The organism is Actinomycetospora cinnamomea, assembly GCF_003096675.1.
GTDB classification, from domain to species: domain Bacteria; phylum Actinomycetota; class Actinomycetes; order Mycobacteriales; family Pseudonocardiaceae; genus Actinomycetospora; species Actinomycetospora cinnamomea.
Window position 1 is genome coordinate 191,658 of sequence record NZ_QEKW01000006.1, and the last position, 15,456, is coordinate 207,113.

Annotated in this window: 10 protein-coding genes; 4 read left to right on the forward strand and 6 right to left on the reverse strand. The window is 73.1% G+C overall.

Annotated elements, in window-relative coordinates:
* Positions 1-2: 2 nt before the first annotated feature.
* Genes C8D89_RS13910 through C8D89_RS13930 form a run of 5 tightly spaced genes read right to left on the reverse strand, consistent with a single transcriptional unit; the run spans position 3 to position 7,099 of the window.
* The gene (locus C8D89_RS13910) at positions 3-1,415 is read right to left on the reverse strand and encodes an APC family permease (RefSeq protein ID WP_116708713.1); all 1,413 of its coding nucleotides are present in this window, start codon (positions 1,413-1,415) and stop codon (positions 3-5) included.
* The gene (locus C8D89_RS13915) at positions 1,412-1,921 is read right to left on the reverse strand and encodes a hypothetical protein (protein WP_116708714.1); all 510 of its coding nucleotides are present in this window, start codon (positions 1,919-1,921) and stop codon (positions 1,412-1,414) included. The genes C8D89_RS13910 and C8D89_RS13915 overlap by 4 nt, the downstream gene beginning before the upstream one ends.
* Positions 1,918-5,433 carry a lysine--tRNA ligase gene (gene lysS / locus C8D89_RS13920; RefSeq protein ID WP_116708715.1) on the reverse strand — a complete coding sequence of 1,172 codons (3,516 nt, stop codon included), beginning with the start codon at positions 5,431-5,433 and terminating at the stop codon, positions 1,918-1,920. Before lysS ends, C8D89_RS13915 begins: the two co-directional genes overlap by 4 nt.
* Before the next feature lie 2 nt (positions 5,434-5,435).
* Complete coding sequence (locus tag C8D89_RS13925; protein WP_243418085.1) at positions 5,436-6,224, reverse strand: hypothetical protein; 789 nt, start codon at positions 6,222-6,224, stop codon at positions 5,436-5,438.
* The gene (locus C8D89_RS13930) at positions 6,215-7,099 is read right to left on the reverse strand and encodes a DMT family transporter (RefSeq protein ID WP_116708716.1); all 885 of its coding nucleotides are present in this window, start codon (positions 7,097-7,099) and stop codon (positions 6,215-6,217) included. The genes C8D89_RS13925 and C8D89_RS13930 overlap by 10 nt, the downstream gene beginning before the upstream one ends.
* Positions 7,100-7,408: 309 nt before the next feature.
* Between C8D89_RS13930 and C8D89_RS13935 the strand changes: the two genes are divergently transcribed.
* The 3 genes from C8D89_RS13935 (at position 7,409) to C8D89_RS13945 (ending at position 11,080) form a co-directional block, all read left to right on the forward strand.
* Positions 7,409-9,439: an acyltransferase family protein gene (locus tag C8D89_RS13935; protein ID WP_243418086.1), complete on the forward strand. Its 2,031-nt coding sequence runs from the start codon at positions 7,409-7,411 to the stop codon at positions 9,437-9,439.
* A 35-nt stretch (positions 9,440-9,474) separates the two neighbouring features.
* The gene (locus C8D89_RS13940) at positions 9,475-10,116 is read left to right on the forward strand and encodes a hypothetical protein (protein ID WP_116708718.1); all 642 of its coding nucleotides are present in this window, start codon (positions 9,475-9,477) and stop codon (positions 10,114-10,116) included.
* A gap of 70 nt (positions 10,117-10,186) precedes the next feature.
* Complete coding sequence (locus C8D89_RS13945) at positions 10,187-11,080, forward strand: class I SAM-dependent methyltransferase (protein WP_116708719.1); 894 nt, start codon at positions 10,187-10,189, stop codon at positions 11,078-11,080.
* 55 nt (positions 11,081-11,135) lie between these two features.
* Here C8D89_RS13945 and C8D89_RS13950 read toward each other — a convergent pair whose 3' ends face one another.
* Positions 11,136-13,013: a glycosyltransferase gene (locus tag C8D89_RS13950; RefSeq protein ID WP_116708720.1), complete on the reverse strand. Its 1,878-nt coding sequence runs from the start codon at positions 13,011-13,013 to the stop codon at positions 11,136-11,138.
* Between the two features lie 371 nt (positions 13,014-13,384).
* On the opposite strand from C8D89_RS13950, the gene C8D89_RS13955 reads away from it, so the two are divergent.
* A complete protein-coding gene (locus tag C8D89_RS13955) occupies positions 13,385-15,430 on the forward strand; it encodes an acyltransferase family protein (protein WP_116708721.1) in 2,046 nt (681 codons plus the stop codon).
* Positions 15,431-15,456: the final 26 nt, after the last annotated feature.

A 15,456-nucleotide genomic window follows, 5' to 3' on the forward strand; every position in this document is an offset into this window, starting at 1 on the left:
GCTCACGCCGACGCCAGCGCGGGCTCGTCCCCGCTCCCGCGCCGGCCGCGGCGCCGCGCCAGCGCGGCGAAGACGAACGACGGGGACGACAGCACGACCACGGCGGCCGCGAGCAGGGCCACGTAGGTGACGGTGTTGCCGGTGGCGAGCTGGCCGGGTGGCACGAAGCCGAGCACGAACGCGAACAGGCACCCGGCGAGCCCGATGGCGCCCACCGCCCACACCCCGGGCAGGCCGCCGGGGATGCGGTAGGGCCGCGGGGTGTCGGGCTGGGTGTGCCGCAGGCGCACGACGGCGGCGAACATCAGCCCGTACATGATGATGACGATCTGCGCGGTGACCGCCGAGAGCATCCAGTACGACGTGCTCACGCTGGGCACGAGCAGGAACAGCAGCGTGAAGACGGTGCCCGCGGCCCCTTGCAGGAGCAGCAGGGTCACCGGCACGCCGTGCGCGTTGAGGCGCCCCAGCCGCGCGGGCACCGAGCCCTGCGCGGCGACGGCGGCGACGCCGTTGGCCGGGCCGAGGATCCACGGCGCGAGGTGGGCGATCCCACCGAACGCGACGACGAGCGCGAGCGGGGCCACCACCCAGGCGAGCCCGAGGCGGTCGAGCACCCGGGAGAAGAGCTCCATCGTCCCGCTGACCAGGCTGATCTCGCCGGCGGGCACGACCATCGCGAGGAAGAGCGAGCCCACGACCGAGAACACCACGACCACGCCGACGCACAGGGCGATGGCGCGGGGCACCGTGCGCCCCGGGTCGCGGGTGTCGCGGGCGTGGAAGCCCGCCATCTCCATCCCGGTGAACAGCAGGATGATCCCGCCGAGGAACGCGAGGTTGTTGAGCGCGACGTCGGGCACCAGCGCACCCGCCGAGAACGGGATCTGCGAGGGGTTGCCGTGCGCGAGGTAGGCCGCGGCGAGGACGACCACGCCGACCGCGGGGACGATCGAGCCGGCCACCGTGCCCACCGACCCGATCCACGACGAGGTGCCGACCCCGCGCAGGCTGACGATCGTCGTGGCCCAGAAGAACGCGAGCATGACCACGACGAGGAAGAGCTTGTCGGTGGCCAGCGACGGGTCGATCGCGTAGGCGAGGCTCGCGGCCATGAACGAGAGCACGGTGGGGAACCAGGCGACGTTCTCGGCGTAGTCGCACCACACGGCCAGGAAGCCGGCGCGCTCGCCGAACGCCTCCTTGACCCAGGCGTAGACCCCGCCGTCGCGCGGCCAACCGGTGCCGAGCTCAGCGGCGACCATGGCGATGGGGACGAGGAACACCACGATCGACAGCGCGAACAGCGCCAGCATCGACCAGCCGTACTCGGCCATCACCGGCAGGTTGCGGACGCTGACGATCGCCGCGATGTTGATCATCGCGAGGGCGAGGACGCCCAGCTTGGCGTTCATCGGGCGCCATGCGCCAGCAGCGCCGCCTCCAGCCGCTCGGCGGCGGCATCGTCCCCGCCGCCGCGCGTGACCACGACGAGGTCGCCGTAGGTCCGCACGGTCGCCGCACCCCGCGGACGTACCTGGCCTTCGAGGCTGCGCGCGGCCGCGTCACGGTCGGCGTCGTCGGCGAACGCGTCGGCCTGCACGAGCGCGGTGTCCCCTCCCCCGCACGCACCCGGGCCGGTCGCGACGACGAGCGTCCGGGCGGCGACGGCGTCGGTGGCCCGCGGGTCGGGCACGTCGGACCGCGAGCACACGGTCAGACCGGCCGCGGTGACGTCGGCCTCGAGCGCGTCGAGCGCGCCCGCACCGCGCGGGCCCTGCTGCGAACGCCCGCCCCCGCTCGCGATGACCACCACGGTGAGCACGATCGCGAGGGCCATGAGGACCAGCACCACGACCAGGACGACGTCGCCGAGCCCGTTGCCCCGCGTGCGTCGCGGGTGCTCCTCGATGACGCTCACGCGGCGCGTGCCGTGTCCGTGGCCGAGCCCGTCGCGGCGCTGCCCGAGGGTGATGGCGCGCCGCCCACGGCGGCCGGCACGAACAGCGGCCCGAGACCCGGTACGGCGAGGAAGCCCTCGGCGCCGGCGTAGAGCAGGCCGACCCGCGGCAGGTCCGCCGGGCTGCGGTACGCGAGCACCCGCGGCAGCCACTGCGGGCCGAACTTCGCGTTGAAGTCGTGCAGCGAGCGGACCTGGAAGAACGGGTTGAGCACGCCCACCGCGCGCCGCGCCAGCTTCTGGGTCGCGGTGAACGGCACGTCCTCGGCGAACAGACGGCCCCACATCGCGAAGTTCATCGACAGGCGCGTCACGCCCCGCTCGCCCAGCGCGGTGGCGCTCCTGGCGATGAGGAACTCGGTCATCCCGTTCGGCGCGCCCGGGTCGTGGCGCATGAGGTCGAGCGTGTAGCCGAAGGTCGTGCCGGTGGCCGGCCCGCCGTGGGCGGGCACGAGGCGCAGGAAGCCGCCGGGGACGCCGTCGGCGTCGAGGGCGACGCAGAGCAGGAAGTCACTGTTGGCCGCGGAACCGGTGATGTCCTGCGACAGCGACATCGTGAACCCGCGCTCGGGGTTCTTGCCGCGCCACTTCTCCGAGATCGCGTTGAGGGCCTCCACCAGCTTCGGCGACGCCGCCGATTCGGCGATCATCTGGAAATGGTGGGTGCGCTCGACGCGGCGCACGGCGGCCCGCACGCTCTTGCGCTCCCGGCCCTCGAGCGTGAACGACGGGCAGTCGATGATCGCCTCGTCGCCCAGGTAGAACGAGCGGAAGCCACGCGAGGCCAGCAGGCCGCCCTCGCGGGTGTCCTCCTCGCGGGCGGCCAGGAACGCCGGGGTCCAGGCCCGCCGGCTGCACATGGCGAGGAACTCGTCCACCACCCGGGGCAGCGACGCCTCGTCGCCGATCGGGTCGCCCGCGGCCAGCGCGTACCCGCCGAGGTAGGTGTAGGCGATCATCGCCCGGCCGTCGGAGGAGAAGAAGAAGCTCTTGTCGTCGCGCAGCGCGAAGGCCGCGAGGGTGTCCCAGCCGTAGGTGTGCACCAGCGCCTGCGCCCGCGTCCAGTCGTCGCGGGTGTGTGGGTCGCGGGCGGTCAGCGGCCGGAACAGCAGTATCAGGAAGACGACCAGCCCGACGATCCCCAGCGCGAGCAGCGCCGCGGGGAACGTCGCGGCGAAGCCACGGCGCTCGAACGTGTAGGGCCCGTCGATCCCGACGAGGCCGCCGAAGATCGTCTCGAGCCCGCCGAGGAACGTCAGCTCGGGGGTCATCCGCCCGCTCTGCAGCCCGAGCGACACGAAGCCGAAGGCGAGCACGCACGCCAGGTAGATCGGGACGAACCGCACGAGCCGCAGCAGGGACGGCGGGTCGGCGGGCGCTCGGAAGTGCCCTCGCGCCACGAGGAGCAGCGCGAGGATGAGCACGCTGATGCCGAGCCCGACCTGGTGCGGCCCCTTGAGCACGTGCGCGACCACGGCCAGCGCGGAGAGCACCACGGCGACGCGCCAGGCCGCCTGCTTGCGCTTGTTCAGCTGGTCGGCGAGCAGGATCAGCAGCAACCCGATCGCGGCGGAGAGCACGTGCCCGGTGACCGCGAACCACGGGGGCACGAGGTCCAGGCTCACCCGGTCGCCGAGGCGCTCGTGGACGATCGGGACGTGCACCAGCAGGTGCAGCAGGCCCGCGAGGGCGGTTAGCCCGGCGACGAGCGTGACGATCCCGGGCCGGCGGGCGGGGCCCTCGTCGTCGGTGGTGACCACCGCCGGGGTCACCGCGGACGCGCTCGCCCCGGCCGGGACCGCGACCGGCGCCTGCGGGGTCGCGGCCGCGAGCGCCGCGGCGGGCAGCCCCGTGGGCGGCAGGACGGGGCGGTGCGCGCCGCCGGGTCCGCCGCCGGGCGGCGGGGCGAACTCGGGGCGCAGCGTCGGGAACAGGATCACCTCGCGGATCGAGTCGACGCTGGCCAGCAGCATGACCAGGCGGTCGATACCGATGCCCAGCCCGCCGGTCGGCGGCATCCCGTACTCGAGGGCGCGCACGTAGTCGAGGTCGATGTCGCCGGCCTCGGGGTCGCCGTTGCGCTTGGCCTGCGCCTCGTCCTCGAACGCCGCCATCTGCTCGACCGGGTCGTTCTGCTCCGAGTAGGCGTTGCACAGCTCGAATCCGGCGACGATCAGCTCGAAGCGCTCGCTGTAGGCCGGGTCCTCGCGGTGGGCGCGGGCGAGCGGGGAGACCTCGCGCGGGTAGTCGATGCAGAAGACGGGGCCGACGACGTCGTGCTGGACGCGCTCGTCGTAGACCTCCTTCATCAGCCGGCCGGCACCCCAGCCCTGCTCCCAGGCGATGCCGAGCCCGTCGAGGATCCGGCGGGCCTCGTCGATCGGCATGTCGGGGTGCATCACCGCGCCGGTCCTGTCGGCGATCATGTCGGCGAACCGCTGCCGCGGCCACGGCGGCCGGAGGTCGATCTCCTGGCCCTGGTAGTGCACGGTGATGTCGCTGTCCTCGGAGCCGAGCGCGGCGCGCGCGGCGGCCACGACCATGCCCTCGGTCAGGTCCATCATGTCGTGGTAGTCGGCGAAGGCCTGGTAGGCCTCGAGCATCGTGAACTCGGGGTTGTGCCGGGTGTCGACGCCCTCGTTGCGGAACACGCGCCCGAGCTCGAACACCCGCTCCATGCCGCCGACGATGAGCCGCTTGAGGTGCAGCTCGAGGGCGATCCGCAGGTACATGTCGAGGTCGAGCGCGTTGTGGTGGGTCACGAACGGCCGCGCCGACGCCCCGCCCTGGATGCTCTGCAGCACCGGGCCCTCGACCTCGGTGAAGCCCACGCCCGCGAGGTGCTCGCGGATGGCGCGGACCGCGGCGTGGCGGATGCGGAAGATCTCGCGGGTGCGCTCGTTGACCTCGAGGTCGGCGTAGCGCTGACGGTAGCGCGTCTCGACGTCGGCCAAGCCGTGATGGCCGCCGGCCGGCGGGCGCAGGGCCTTCGCCAGCAGCGCGCACTCGTCGACGCGGATCGAGAGCTCGCCCCGGCGGGTGGTCATCACCGTGCCCCGGACGCCGACCCAGTCCCCGCGGTCGAGGTCGTCGATCGCGGCGTGGGCGTCGTGCCCGACGACGGCGGTGTCGACGAAGAGCTGGATGGTGCCGGTGCGGTCGCGCAGCGTGCCGAAGCTCAGGCCGCCCTGGCGGCGCAGGCCCATGAGGCGCCCGGCGACGCACACCTGCTCCTGCGTCACCGTGTCCGGCGCGAGCTCGCCGTGGGCGGCGCGGATGTCGGCCAGGGCCGTGTTCCTCCCGCCGTCGACCGGCCAGCGGTACGGCTCGGTCTCCCCGGCCGCGCGGCGGGCCGCGAGCTTGGCCGCGCGGATGTCCTGTTGCCCGAGGTGCACACCGTGGGCCTGCGACGGGTCGCTGTCGGGATGGCCGTCCGTGGGCGCGTCGGGGTCGGCGTCCGTGTGGGCGTCCATGGTCAGCGTGCTCCCTCCTGCTCGCGCTCCGGGGTCGGGGTCTCGGCGGTGCCGCCGGTGCTGTCCGGGGCGTTCGGCGCGTTCGGGGCGTTCGGCCGGCCCGCGACGGCGTCGACGACCGCGTCCCAGCGCCGCCGCTCCCGCTCGGGGAAGCGACGCAGGCTGCGCAGCGCCTTGCTCGAGCCCTCGCGGTAGCGCCGCCGCGCCCACGGCGAGGTCGGCCGGGCCAGCCGCACGGCACCGACGAGGGCCAGCAGCGGCACGAGCACGCCGAGCAGCCCGAGCAGGAAGCGGCCCTTGAGCAGGGCGACGACCGCCAACAGGCCGTTGACGACGATCGTGACGGCGACGATGACGACGCCGTCGGCGGTGTCCGGGTCGAAGGGGTTGGCCCCGAGGACGAGCAGGGCCATCAGCGCGGCGACGACGAACACCGCGTCGACCGACAGGCGCCCCTCGCGCTCCCAGTAGACGTCGGAGAGGTGCAGCCAGAGCGCGAACTCGTCGAGGGCCAGGGCGGCGCCCGCCCCGAACAGCGCCGCGAGCACGTACTGCCAGGGCGGGTCGGGCCGGTAGGTGAACTCGCCGACGCCCGCGATCAGCATGGCGAAGATGCCCCACACCAGGTGGTGCAGGTGCACCCCGCCCACCGACTGGTTCCGGAACGGGCCCTTGCCGGCCCGGATGAGCCGCACGACCACCCGGGTCGCGAGGAAGACGACCACGAACGAGCCGAGCATCCACGCGGCGGCGACGCGGTCCTCGAGGTCCAGGGTGAAGGTCAGTTCCACGCCGACTCCACGGGCTCGCGCAGCGGGGTGGCGGTCGCCGCCGACGACCGGGAGAGCGCGGCGGTGGCGGCCACCATGAGGACGACGAGCACGCCGATCAGGCCCCACTCGAGGCCGTCGGCGCGCACCTGCTCGCCGAGCACGACGACGCCGAGCACGGCCGCGACCACCGGCTCGCCCACCGTCACCGCCGGCAGCGAGGCGGCGAGCGGGCCGGCGCCGAACGCGGCCTGCTGCAGCAGCGTGCCGCCGACGGCCGCGCCGACGAGCGCCCACGTCTCCCACGAGGTGAGCAGCACGACCGGGCCCTCGCCCAGCAGGTCCACCACCGACTTGGTGAGGGCGGCCGTGAGGCCGTAGAGCAGGCCCGTGCCCACGGCGAGCAGCGCCGCGCGCCGGGGGCCGCGTCGGCGACCGGCGAGCACGATGCACGCCACGAGCACGAGGGCGAGGCCGACGAGGGCGGGGAGCCAGGTCGCGAACGGCGCCTGGTCGACCCCGGCGGTCGGCTCGCCCACGATCACGAACAGGGCCAGGGCGGCGACCAGGACGACGGCCCAGCGCACCTCGGCGCGCCCGATCCGGCGGCCGTTCAGGCGCGCCTCGAGGGGCAACGCGAAGAGCACCGTGGTGACGAGCAGGGGCTGCACGAGCAGCAGGGCCCCGACGCCGAGGGCCGCGGCCTGGACGAGGAAGCCACCGGTGTCGCCCGCGGTGCCCGCCCACCAGCGCGGCGAGCGCACCAGCCGGGCCAGGAGGCGCCCGCCGCGGGCCTCGTCGTCGGGCACGTCGGCGGCCGCGCCGCGCTGGACCACCGAGGCGATGGCGAAGAGCAGGGCGGCCAGGATCGCCAGCGCGCCCGCCAGCACGGTCACGTCGGCGCCCGGTCGACCGTCATCACCCGGTCAGTGCAGCACCCACCGGGCACGCTGCGCGACAAGATCTCCATGAGGTCACCCGATCGGTCGAGGAGAGGTCGGAGTCCGCAGGTGGGGACTGTCGGGAAGGTGACACCGGGTCGTCTCGCGGCCCTCGCCATCGTCCTCCGCCGGTCCGTCGCGGCGGGCCTCCGCCCACCGCGGCCAGACGGGACCGCACCTACGATCCCCAGGTCGCGGCGGAACGCCGGAGGCATCGGACGGGAGGCCAGTGCGCCCATGACATCGGTCGGTCCCGTCGATCCCGTGAAGGACCGCTCCTCCGCGACGACGCCCCGGGTCGGCCGTGAGGCGCGGAGCTCGCGCTTCCGGCCCGAGATCGAGGGGCTGCGCGGCCTCGCCGCCGTCCTCGTCGTGATCTACCACGTCTGGGTGGGCCGGGTCTCGGGCGGCGTCGACGTCTTCTTCCTGCTGTCCGGGTTCCTCGTCGTCGGGATGCTCGTCCGCAGCGTGGAGCGCGGCCGGCTGCGGGTCGCGGCCACCTGGTTGCGGCTGTTCTGGCGCCTGCTCCCGACCGCGGGCCTCGTGCTGCTGGTCAGCGCCGTGGCCGCGATCGCGCTGATCTCGCCGCTGCGCTGGCCCCAGAACATCGCCGAGCTCCTCGCCTCGGCGTTCTTCCTGGAGAACTGGCGGCTGGCCGCCGACGCCGTCGACTACTACGCCGACAACAACACGGCCAGCGTCGCCCAGCACTTCTGGTCCCTCTCGGTGCAGGGGCAGTTCTACGTGGTGGCACCGCTGCTCGTCCTGCTCGTCGCGGTCGTCGCCCGGCGCCTGCGCGCGGACGTCCGGCGGGTCCTGCTCGTGGTCCTCGCCGGTGTCGTCGCGGCCTCGCTGACGTACTCGGTGATCACCACCGCCGTCGACCAGCCCTTCGCGTACTTCGACTCCCTCGCCCGCGCGTGGGAGTTCGCGATCGGCGGCATCCTGGGCCTGACCATCGATCGCATCCGGCTCTCCCGCGGCGTCCGGGTGCTGCTGGGCTGGGTCGGTGTGCTCGCGCTGGTGGCGTGCGGGGCCGCCCTCGACGTCGGGGCGGGCTTCCCCGGATACCTCGCGCTGTGGCCGGTCGCGGCCGCGGCGGCGGTCGTGGTCGCCGGGAGCACGGGGTCCGGCGCCGGCGCCGACCGGCTGCTGGTCTCGCGGACCGGCCAGTACCTCGGCGAGATCAGCTACCCCCTCTACCTGTGGCACTGGCCGGTTCTCATCCTCTACCTGTCCTACCGCGAGCGCGCCGAGGTCGGCCTCGTCGGCGGCCTGGGCGTGGTCGGGCTGTCGGTGGTGCTGGCCGTCGTCAGCCACCACCTGCTCGAGCGGCCCGCGCGGGACGTCAAGCCGGGCGGCCCTCCGTGGTGGCGACCCGCGGTGCTCGTGGCCGCGGCGCTCGCCCCGGTCCTGCTCGTGTGCCTCGCCTGGCACGCGGCGAGCAGCCAGCGCGCGGGCGCGTACGTCGATCTCGGGGACCCCAGCCACCCCGGCGCGGTCGCCCGCCTGCCCGGCTTCGTCTACGACGGCGAGCCCGACGCGCCGCTGCGCCCCTCGACCGTGGCGGTGGTCGACGACTGGGTGGAGTACGAACGCGACTGCGTCCGGCCCCCCGCGTGGCCGAACCTCGAGCTGTGCACCTACCTGCCCGCCGAGGAGCCCGACCGCGTCATCACGGTCGTCGGCGACTCCCACGTGCAGCAGTTCCTGCCGGCACTCGAGTCGCTGGCCCTCGAGCGCAACTGGGAGGTCCGGACGCTGATCCGTCCCGGCTGCCCGTTCTCGACCAGCTCCGACGCCAACATCGGCGAGGTCCCGTGCCTGGAGTGGAACGCCGCGGCCATCGAGTACCTCGTCGCCGAGCCGCCCGACGCCGTGGTCGCCTCGTCCACGCGCAACGTGCGCGCCGGGCTCACCGAGGAGACGCCGCCGGGCTTCGTCGAGGCGTGGCAGAGGCTCGACGCCGCGGGCATCCCGGTCGTCGCCCTGCGCGACAACCCCCGCTTCGACTGGTGGCCGGCGGAGTGCGTGGAGACCCACGGCCGCGGCGCCCCCGAGTGCGAGCTGCCGCGCGACCAGCTCTACGCCCCCGAGCCTCCGTACGCGGCGATGGACGTGCCCCCCAACGTCGGCTTCCTCGACCTCACCGACCACCTGTGCACCGAGACCGTCTGCCCGCCCGAGATCGGCAACGTCATGGTCTACCTCGACGACAACCACCTCTCGGCGTCCTACGCGCGCAGCCTGGCCCCCGTGGTGTCGCTGCTGTTCCCCGCCGCGCTGGAGCGGTGAGCGCGCGCGCACGGCGACTTGCGAGGATGGTCCGGATGCGTCTCCCCGCGGCCGTCGCCGCCACCGCCCTCCCGGCCGTGGCCCTGGCCGTCCTCGGCACCTCCCACCCCACCGTGCTGACCCCCGAGTCGGCACCCTGGTGGCGCGACCTGCACGTCATCGGGCTGGTGCTCTTCCCGCTGCTCGCGCTCGGGCCCTGGGCCGTGGTGCGCGTCGCGCGGCCCGGCGGTCCCCTCGGCGGTGTGCTCGAGGGCCTCGCGATCGTGCTGGGCGTCGTCTACACGGGCTTCTACACCGCGCTCGACGCCCTGGCCGGCATCGGTGGCGGCCACGAGACGATGCGCCTCGGCCCCGGACCGTGGGTCTCGTCGCTGTTCGAGATCGCCGACCAGGTCGTCCTGCCGGGGGTCTACGCCTACCTCGCGGCGACGGTGCTCGCGGCCGTGCTGGCGCTGGTGCGGGCCCCGGGCGCATGGCGCCTGCTCGCCGCGGTCGGCGCGCTGTTCGCCGTCGTCGGCGCCTGGTCGTTCCTGACCAGCCACATCTACTGGCCCTACGGCGTCGCGACGATGGTGATGCTGGGCCTCGGGCACACGCTGCTGGCGGTGGCGGCGGTGCGCCGGCCGACGGCGCCGCGGGGCGTCCCCCTCGCCGCCCACCCGGCCGTCGCGGCCTGACGACCCGCCCGCCGGTCACCGCCGACCGGTCCGCGACCGGACCTCGACGCGCCTGTCGGCGTCCGTTTCGATGGCGGTCGTGCCCCGCTTCTCCCGTCTGCGCCACGCCCTGCACGTCCGCCTGCTCGACGCGGTCGAGCGGGGGACGGCGGCGGCGCTGGACGCGCGGGTCGCGCCCCGGCTCGATGCCCTCGAGCGACGGGCGCGGGAGCACGCCGACGCGCTCGCGGCCGCCCGCGCCGAGGTCGCCGGGCTGCGCGACGAGCTGCACGCCCGGGAGGTGCGCGAGCGCCGGGACATGCTCGCGGCGGGCGAGCGGGACGCCGTGGCGTCGAGCGCCCGCTTCGTCCGCGACGCGATGCCCGGGGCCCGCACGTTCCCGCACCCGGGGGCGACGCTGACGCACGCCCTCGGACTCGCGCCGCGCGGCGGGATGGCGCTGGAGTTCGGCGTCTACACCGGCACCACGCTGCGCGCGATCGCCGAGGCCCGGGGCGACGGCCGCGTGTACGGGTTCGACTCGTTCCAGGGCCTGCCGGAGGACTGGCGGGCCGGCTTCGGCGCCGGCACCTTCGACGACGCCGAGCCCCCGGAGGTGCCGGGCGCCGAGCTCGTCGTCGGGTGGTTCGCCGACACGTTGCCGGCGTTCCTGGCGGCCCACCCGGGTCCGGTGGACCTCCTGCACCTCGACGCCGACCTCTACTCGTCGACGGTCACGGTGCTCGAGCACGTGGGGCCGCGCCTGCGTCCCGGGTCGGTCGTCGTGTTCGACGAGTACCTCAACCACCCCGGGTGGGAGGAGGGCGAGCACCGGGCCTGGCGCGAGTACGTCGCGCGGACGGGGCTGGCGTTCTCCTACGAGGCCTTCACCCACGACAACGAGCAGGTGGTCGTCGTCGTCGCCTCGCCACCGATCCCCGCTGCCCCGACCCAGCGATCTGCGTCAACTGGCGTCTCCCCCTGAGCTGAGACGCGGTGTGCCCGCGAGGAACGGCTCGGCGGCCTCCCGGCGCGGACCATCACACCTCGTCGAGGCCGAAGAGACGCCGCCAGCTTGCGGCCCCTGTCAGCGAATCCTGAGCGGCACGCCACCGCTCGGCGGCCTCCGAGCCATCGCAGGTGAAACGCCACAGCACCCGGGCGCCCTCGCGGGCGAGAGCCATGAGGTGGTCGGGGTCGCGGCGACGAACCCGGACGCCGTGCTCCCCGGCGTCGACGACGGCCACCCGGTCGAACAGGGAGACGTGCCACCAGTGGGCCTCACCCGAGCCGACGAGCCCGCCGTGGTGCGGTACTCGGCCGGTGGCCTGCTGCACCGCGCGCTTCAGCTTCACGAGCCGGGGCCGCGAAGGCTTGTGGCCGGCGCGGACGATCGGCATGTCCACGCTCGCCATGCCCGGGACGTCGTGCACGTCATGCACCGTCGTCTCGGCGTACCGGCGGCGCTCCTCCTGGACTGTGAAGGCCGCGCTCACTCCACCGTCGGCAAGGACCCCCGGCCCGACCAAGAAGTCGTCCACCGCCTTGATCAGTGCGGCGGCGAGTCCGTAGTTCATCTGCAGGAGGTACGCGACGAGTTGCTCACGCAGCGCGCGGCCGATCCGGCGGACCTGGAACTCCGAGTGCAAAGCCGACGTGATCATGGCATTGCGATGGTTGAAGTACCGGCGCCAGTCGTCCCAGTCCTTCCACATGAAGTCCGCGTGCCACAGACCCGCGCTGGGAAGGGTGACCGTCGGGAAGCCTCGGCTTCGTGCGCGATAGCTGTACTCCACATCGTCCCACTGGAAGAAGAAGGGGAGTGGATAACCGATCGCGCGTGTGACCTCACTGGGGATCAGGCACGCCCACCACCCAGCGTATCCAGCGTCGACGCGGCGATCCTGGACGTTCTTGCTGCCGTCGGGGAGGTAGCCAGTGACGTCCGACTCGCCGACGGCGCCCTCCGGGATGCGACCGTTGGCGAGCTCGACCAGGTCGGCGTACTCCGCACCTGCGATCACCTGGGTGGGGTGAAGAAGGTTGAGCATCTGCGCCCCGACAATGGTCGGGACCGCCGTGTGGCGAGCGAACGCGGCAAGGCGGACGACCACCTCCGGCTCGCAGCGGACGTCGTCGTCCATGAGCAGGACGTCGGTCCGCGGATCGGTGCCGCGCTCGACCAGCTCGTACAGGCCACGGGTGAAGCCGCCGGCCCCTCCCAGGTTGCTCTGGGTGAGATAGGTCAACCGCGGCCCCAGCTCCGCGGCCACGGCGGCGAAATCGGGCTGGTCCTTCACTCGGTCGGAGCCCTGGTCGACGACGAGGATCCGGTCGAGGACCGCGAGCGCGTCCTCGTCGTCGAGGACCGTGCGCAGGGTGGTCAGGCAGTCGCCGGGACGGTTGTGGGTGCAGACCACCATCGACGTGCGTCGGTTGTCCGTCGGGGCCTGCACGGTCCAGCGTGCCTCGGACAGCTCGAGCTCGTCGTCGTCGGTGGTGATCTCGATCCACAGGCCTCCGCCGTCGAGGAACCGATCGAGCGTCGCGGTGAGCGCGAGCTCCGTGCCCGGGGTGTCGTGGACGGAGAGGGTGCGCGGCACCCCGTTGGTGTCCGAGGCCCGCAGCATCACCCGCCCCTGTCCGCTGACCCGTCCCTCGAACCGCACCTCTCGTGCCGTGGCCCAGCGCTGCCAGTAGCTCGCGGAGAAGCGTCCGAAGTAGGTGTTGGTGCTGACGTGGCTGAACGCTCCCACGCGCAGCCGATGACGTCGTCGTTCCGCCCGGCCGCGGACGATCTCCACATACATCTCATCGGGGATCTCGGCGGTCGGCCCGGCGTACAGCCCGCGCGCGACCGCGACGCGCTCCGGGCGCGTGGTCGGGTCGGCCGTGCGGACGGTGTGGACGTCGGTCATCAGTGTGCGTGCTCCCCGCGGTGGGTGGTCGGGCGATCTCACCGTGTGCGATCCCCAGGGTAGGAGACGCGCACCACCGTCCCCGGCACGCCAGGCCGCCCCGGACGGTGCAGGGAACGACGTCATCCGCTCGATCGTCAACGAACGGCGGCCTGTCCCACTGTCGTAGGGAACGTCCTGGTGTGCCTGGACCCATCACCTCAGTGCGACGTTCGCCGATGCCGCCGCACCGGTCGTCGCTGCGGCCGTCCTCGAGGCCATAAGGCGGAACACGCGGGGGTAGTCACCGAACACCCGCCCACCACCCCGGCTCTCCTCGGCGTGGCCGTGGTCGTAACGTCGGGGGAGAGGATCGACACGCTGGGAGCGCGATGGCTGCGAGCGAGACCTCGACGGTGTCGGCGTCTTCCACCGCGGGACGTCGCCCGACCGAGGCAGCCCCGGCTCCGCGTGGCTTCCGCCCCGAACTCCAGGGCCTGCGTGCGCTCGCGGTGGCGCTGGTCGTCGTCTACCACGTGTGGGTTGGTCGGGTATCGGGTGGCGTCGACGTCTTCTTCGTCATCTCCGGCTTCCTTCTCGCCGGTCAGATGACCCGTGCCGTCGGGCGCGGCCGAATCGACGTCCTCGCGTACTGGGGGAAGACCGCCAAGCGCCTCCTCGCGCCGACGTGCATCGTGCTCTGCGGGGTCGTTCTGGCCTCCCTCGCGATCCTCCCTCACTCCCGGTGGCCGCAGACCCTCCGCGAGGTCGTCGCGTCGGCTCTGTTCTTGCAGAACTGGCAGCTCGCGGCGGACTCCGTGGACTACTACGCCGCCAACAACACCGCGAGCGTCGTGCAGCACATGTGGTCGCTATCGATCCAGGGCCAGTTCTATCTGCTGTTCCCCCTCATGATCGTGCTCGTGGCGCTCGTCGCTCGCCGGGTCGGCGCCGAGGTTCGCGAGGCTGTCACCGTCGGGCTGATCGCGCTCACCGCAGCCTCCCTGGCCTATTCGGTGGTGCTGACGACGACCGACCAGCAGCTCGCGTACTTCCATTCCGCCACGCGTCTCTGGGAGTTCACGCTCGGGGGTCTGCTCGCGGTGGTGGGAGCGAAAATGACGCTGCCGCGGTGGTGGGCGATCGCCACTGGCTGGATCGGTGTCCTCGGCCTCGTGCTCTGCGGCGTCGTGCTGGACGTCCAGGGAGGCTTCCCCGGCTATCTCGCCCTGTGGCCGGTGCTCTGTGCCCTCGCGGTCCTCGTGGCCGGCGATACCCGGCACCGCCTCGGTGCCGACCGCGTTCTGTCCTCGTCGGTGATGCAGTACCTCGGCAACATCAGCTTCCCGCTGTACCTGTGGCACTGGCCCGTCCTGCTGTTCGCATTGGCGGTGACCCGCCAGCCCGAACTCGGGCTCGAGGGCGGGCTGGTCGTCATCGTCCTGTCCGTCCTCCTCGCAGTGCTGACGCGACACCTCGTCGAGGTGCCGCTGAGCGCCGTCTCTTTCGGGCGCTCGCCCCGCTGGGGGAGCCACCGTGTCGCGGTCGTGCTCCTGGTTCCGGTCCTCGCCCTCGCGTTGGGCTGGCAGGGCCTCATCGGTCTCGACCAGCGGGCTGCGACGGACGTAGGCCAGCCCCAGCACCGTGGCGCGATGTCCTTGGCCGACGGTCAGCCCGGGGATGACACCACACCGATCCCGTCCTTCACCGCTCTCAGCGCGGACTGGGAGCCGGCCCCGCCGCACTGCCGACTCTCGGTGTACGAGCCGACCATGCAGGTGTGCGCGTCCTCGGTCGACGGCGAACCCGTAAGGCGCCTCCTCCTCGTTGGTGACTCCCACATCCAGCAGTTCACCGCCGCCCTCCTGCCCTACGCGGAGAGCGAGGGCTGGCAGGTGATGACAATCCTCAAGGGTGCGTGCCCGTTCGCCCTCGGCCACTCGGAGGGCGAGGCGACCGGCTGCCAGGAGTGGAACGAGCAGGCGCTGCAGGAGGTCCGTGACCTGCAGCCCGACGCCGTGGTCACCATCGCGTCCCGCGAGGTGAGCCCCGGACTGATCGAGAACACGCCGGCCTCGTACGTCGAGGGGTGGCGAGCACTCGATGCGCTCGGTATCCCGGTCCTGGGCGTGCGCGACAACCCGCGCTTCGACTACTCGCCGGCGGCCTGCGTCGAGGGCCAACTGCCGCCCGATTTCCCGTGCACACCGCCAAGGGCGACCTTGTACCCGGACGTGCCATCCTACGAGCGCGCCGGGGCGATCCCTGGCAACGTCTCGTTCCTTGACCTCAGCGATTTCGTCTGCACCGCGGACGTCTGCCCGCCCGTGATCGGCGGGGTGTTCGTCTACCTCGACAACAACCACCTGACCGCCACATACGCACGATCCATGTCACCGTTAGTCGGTCCGGAGATCGCCCGCCTCATGGGGTGGTAGGCCGGGCGCGCCCGCGTTCTCATAGG

Bases quoted from the DNA above. Each gene is read 5' to 3' on its own strand.
- lysS (WP_116708715.1), bottom strand. From the start codon at position 5,433: ATGGACGCCCACACGGACGCCGACCCCGACGCGCCCACGGACGGCCAT.
- C8D89_RS13945 (WP_116708719.1), top strand. From the start codon at position 10,187: ATGGCGGTCGTGCCCCGCTTCTCCCGTCTGCGCCACGCCCTGCACGTC.
- C8D89_RS13940 (WP_116708718.1), top strand. From the start codon at position 9,475: ATGCGTCTCCCCGCGGCCGTCGCCGCCACCGCCCTCCCGGCCGTGGCC.
- C8D89_RS13955 (WP_116708721.1), top strand. From the start codon at position 13,385: ATGGCTGCGAGCGAGACCTCGACGGTGTCGGCGTCTTCCACCGCGGGA.
- C8D89_RS13910 (WP_116708713.1), bottom strand. From the start codon at position 1,415: ATGAACGCCAAGCTGGGCGTCCTCGCCCTCGCGATGATCAACATCGCG.
- C8D89_RS13950 (WP_116708720.1), bottom strand. From the start codon at position 13,013: ATGACCGACGTCCACACCGTCCGCACGGCCGACCCGACCACGCGCCCG.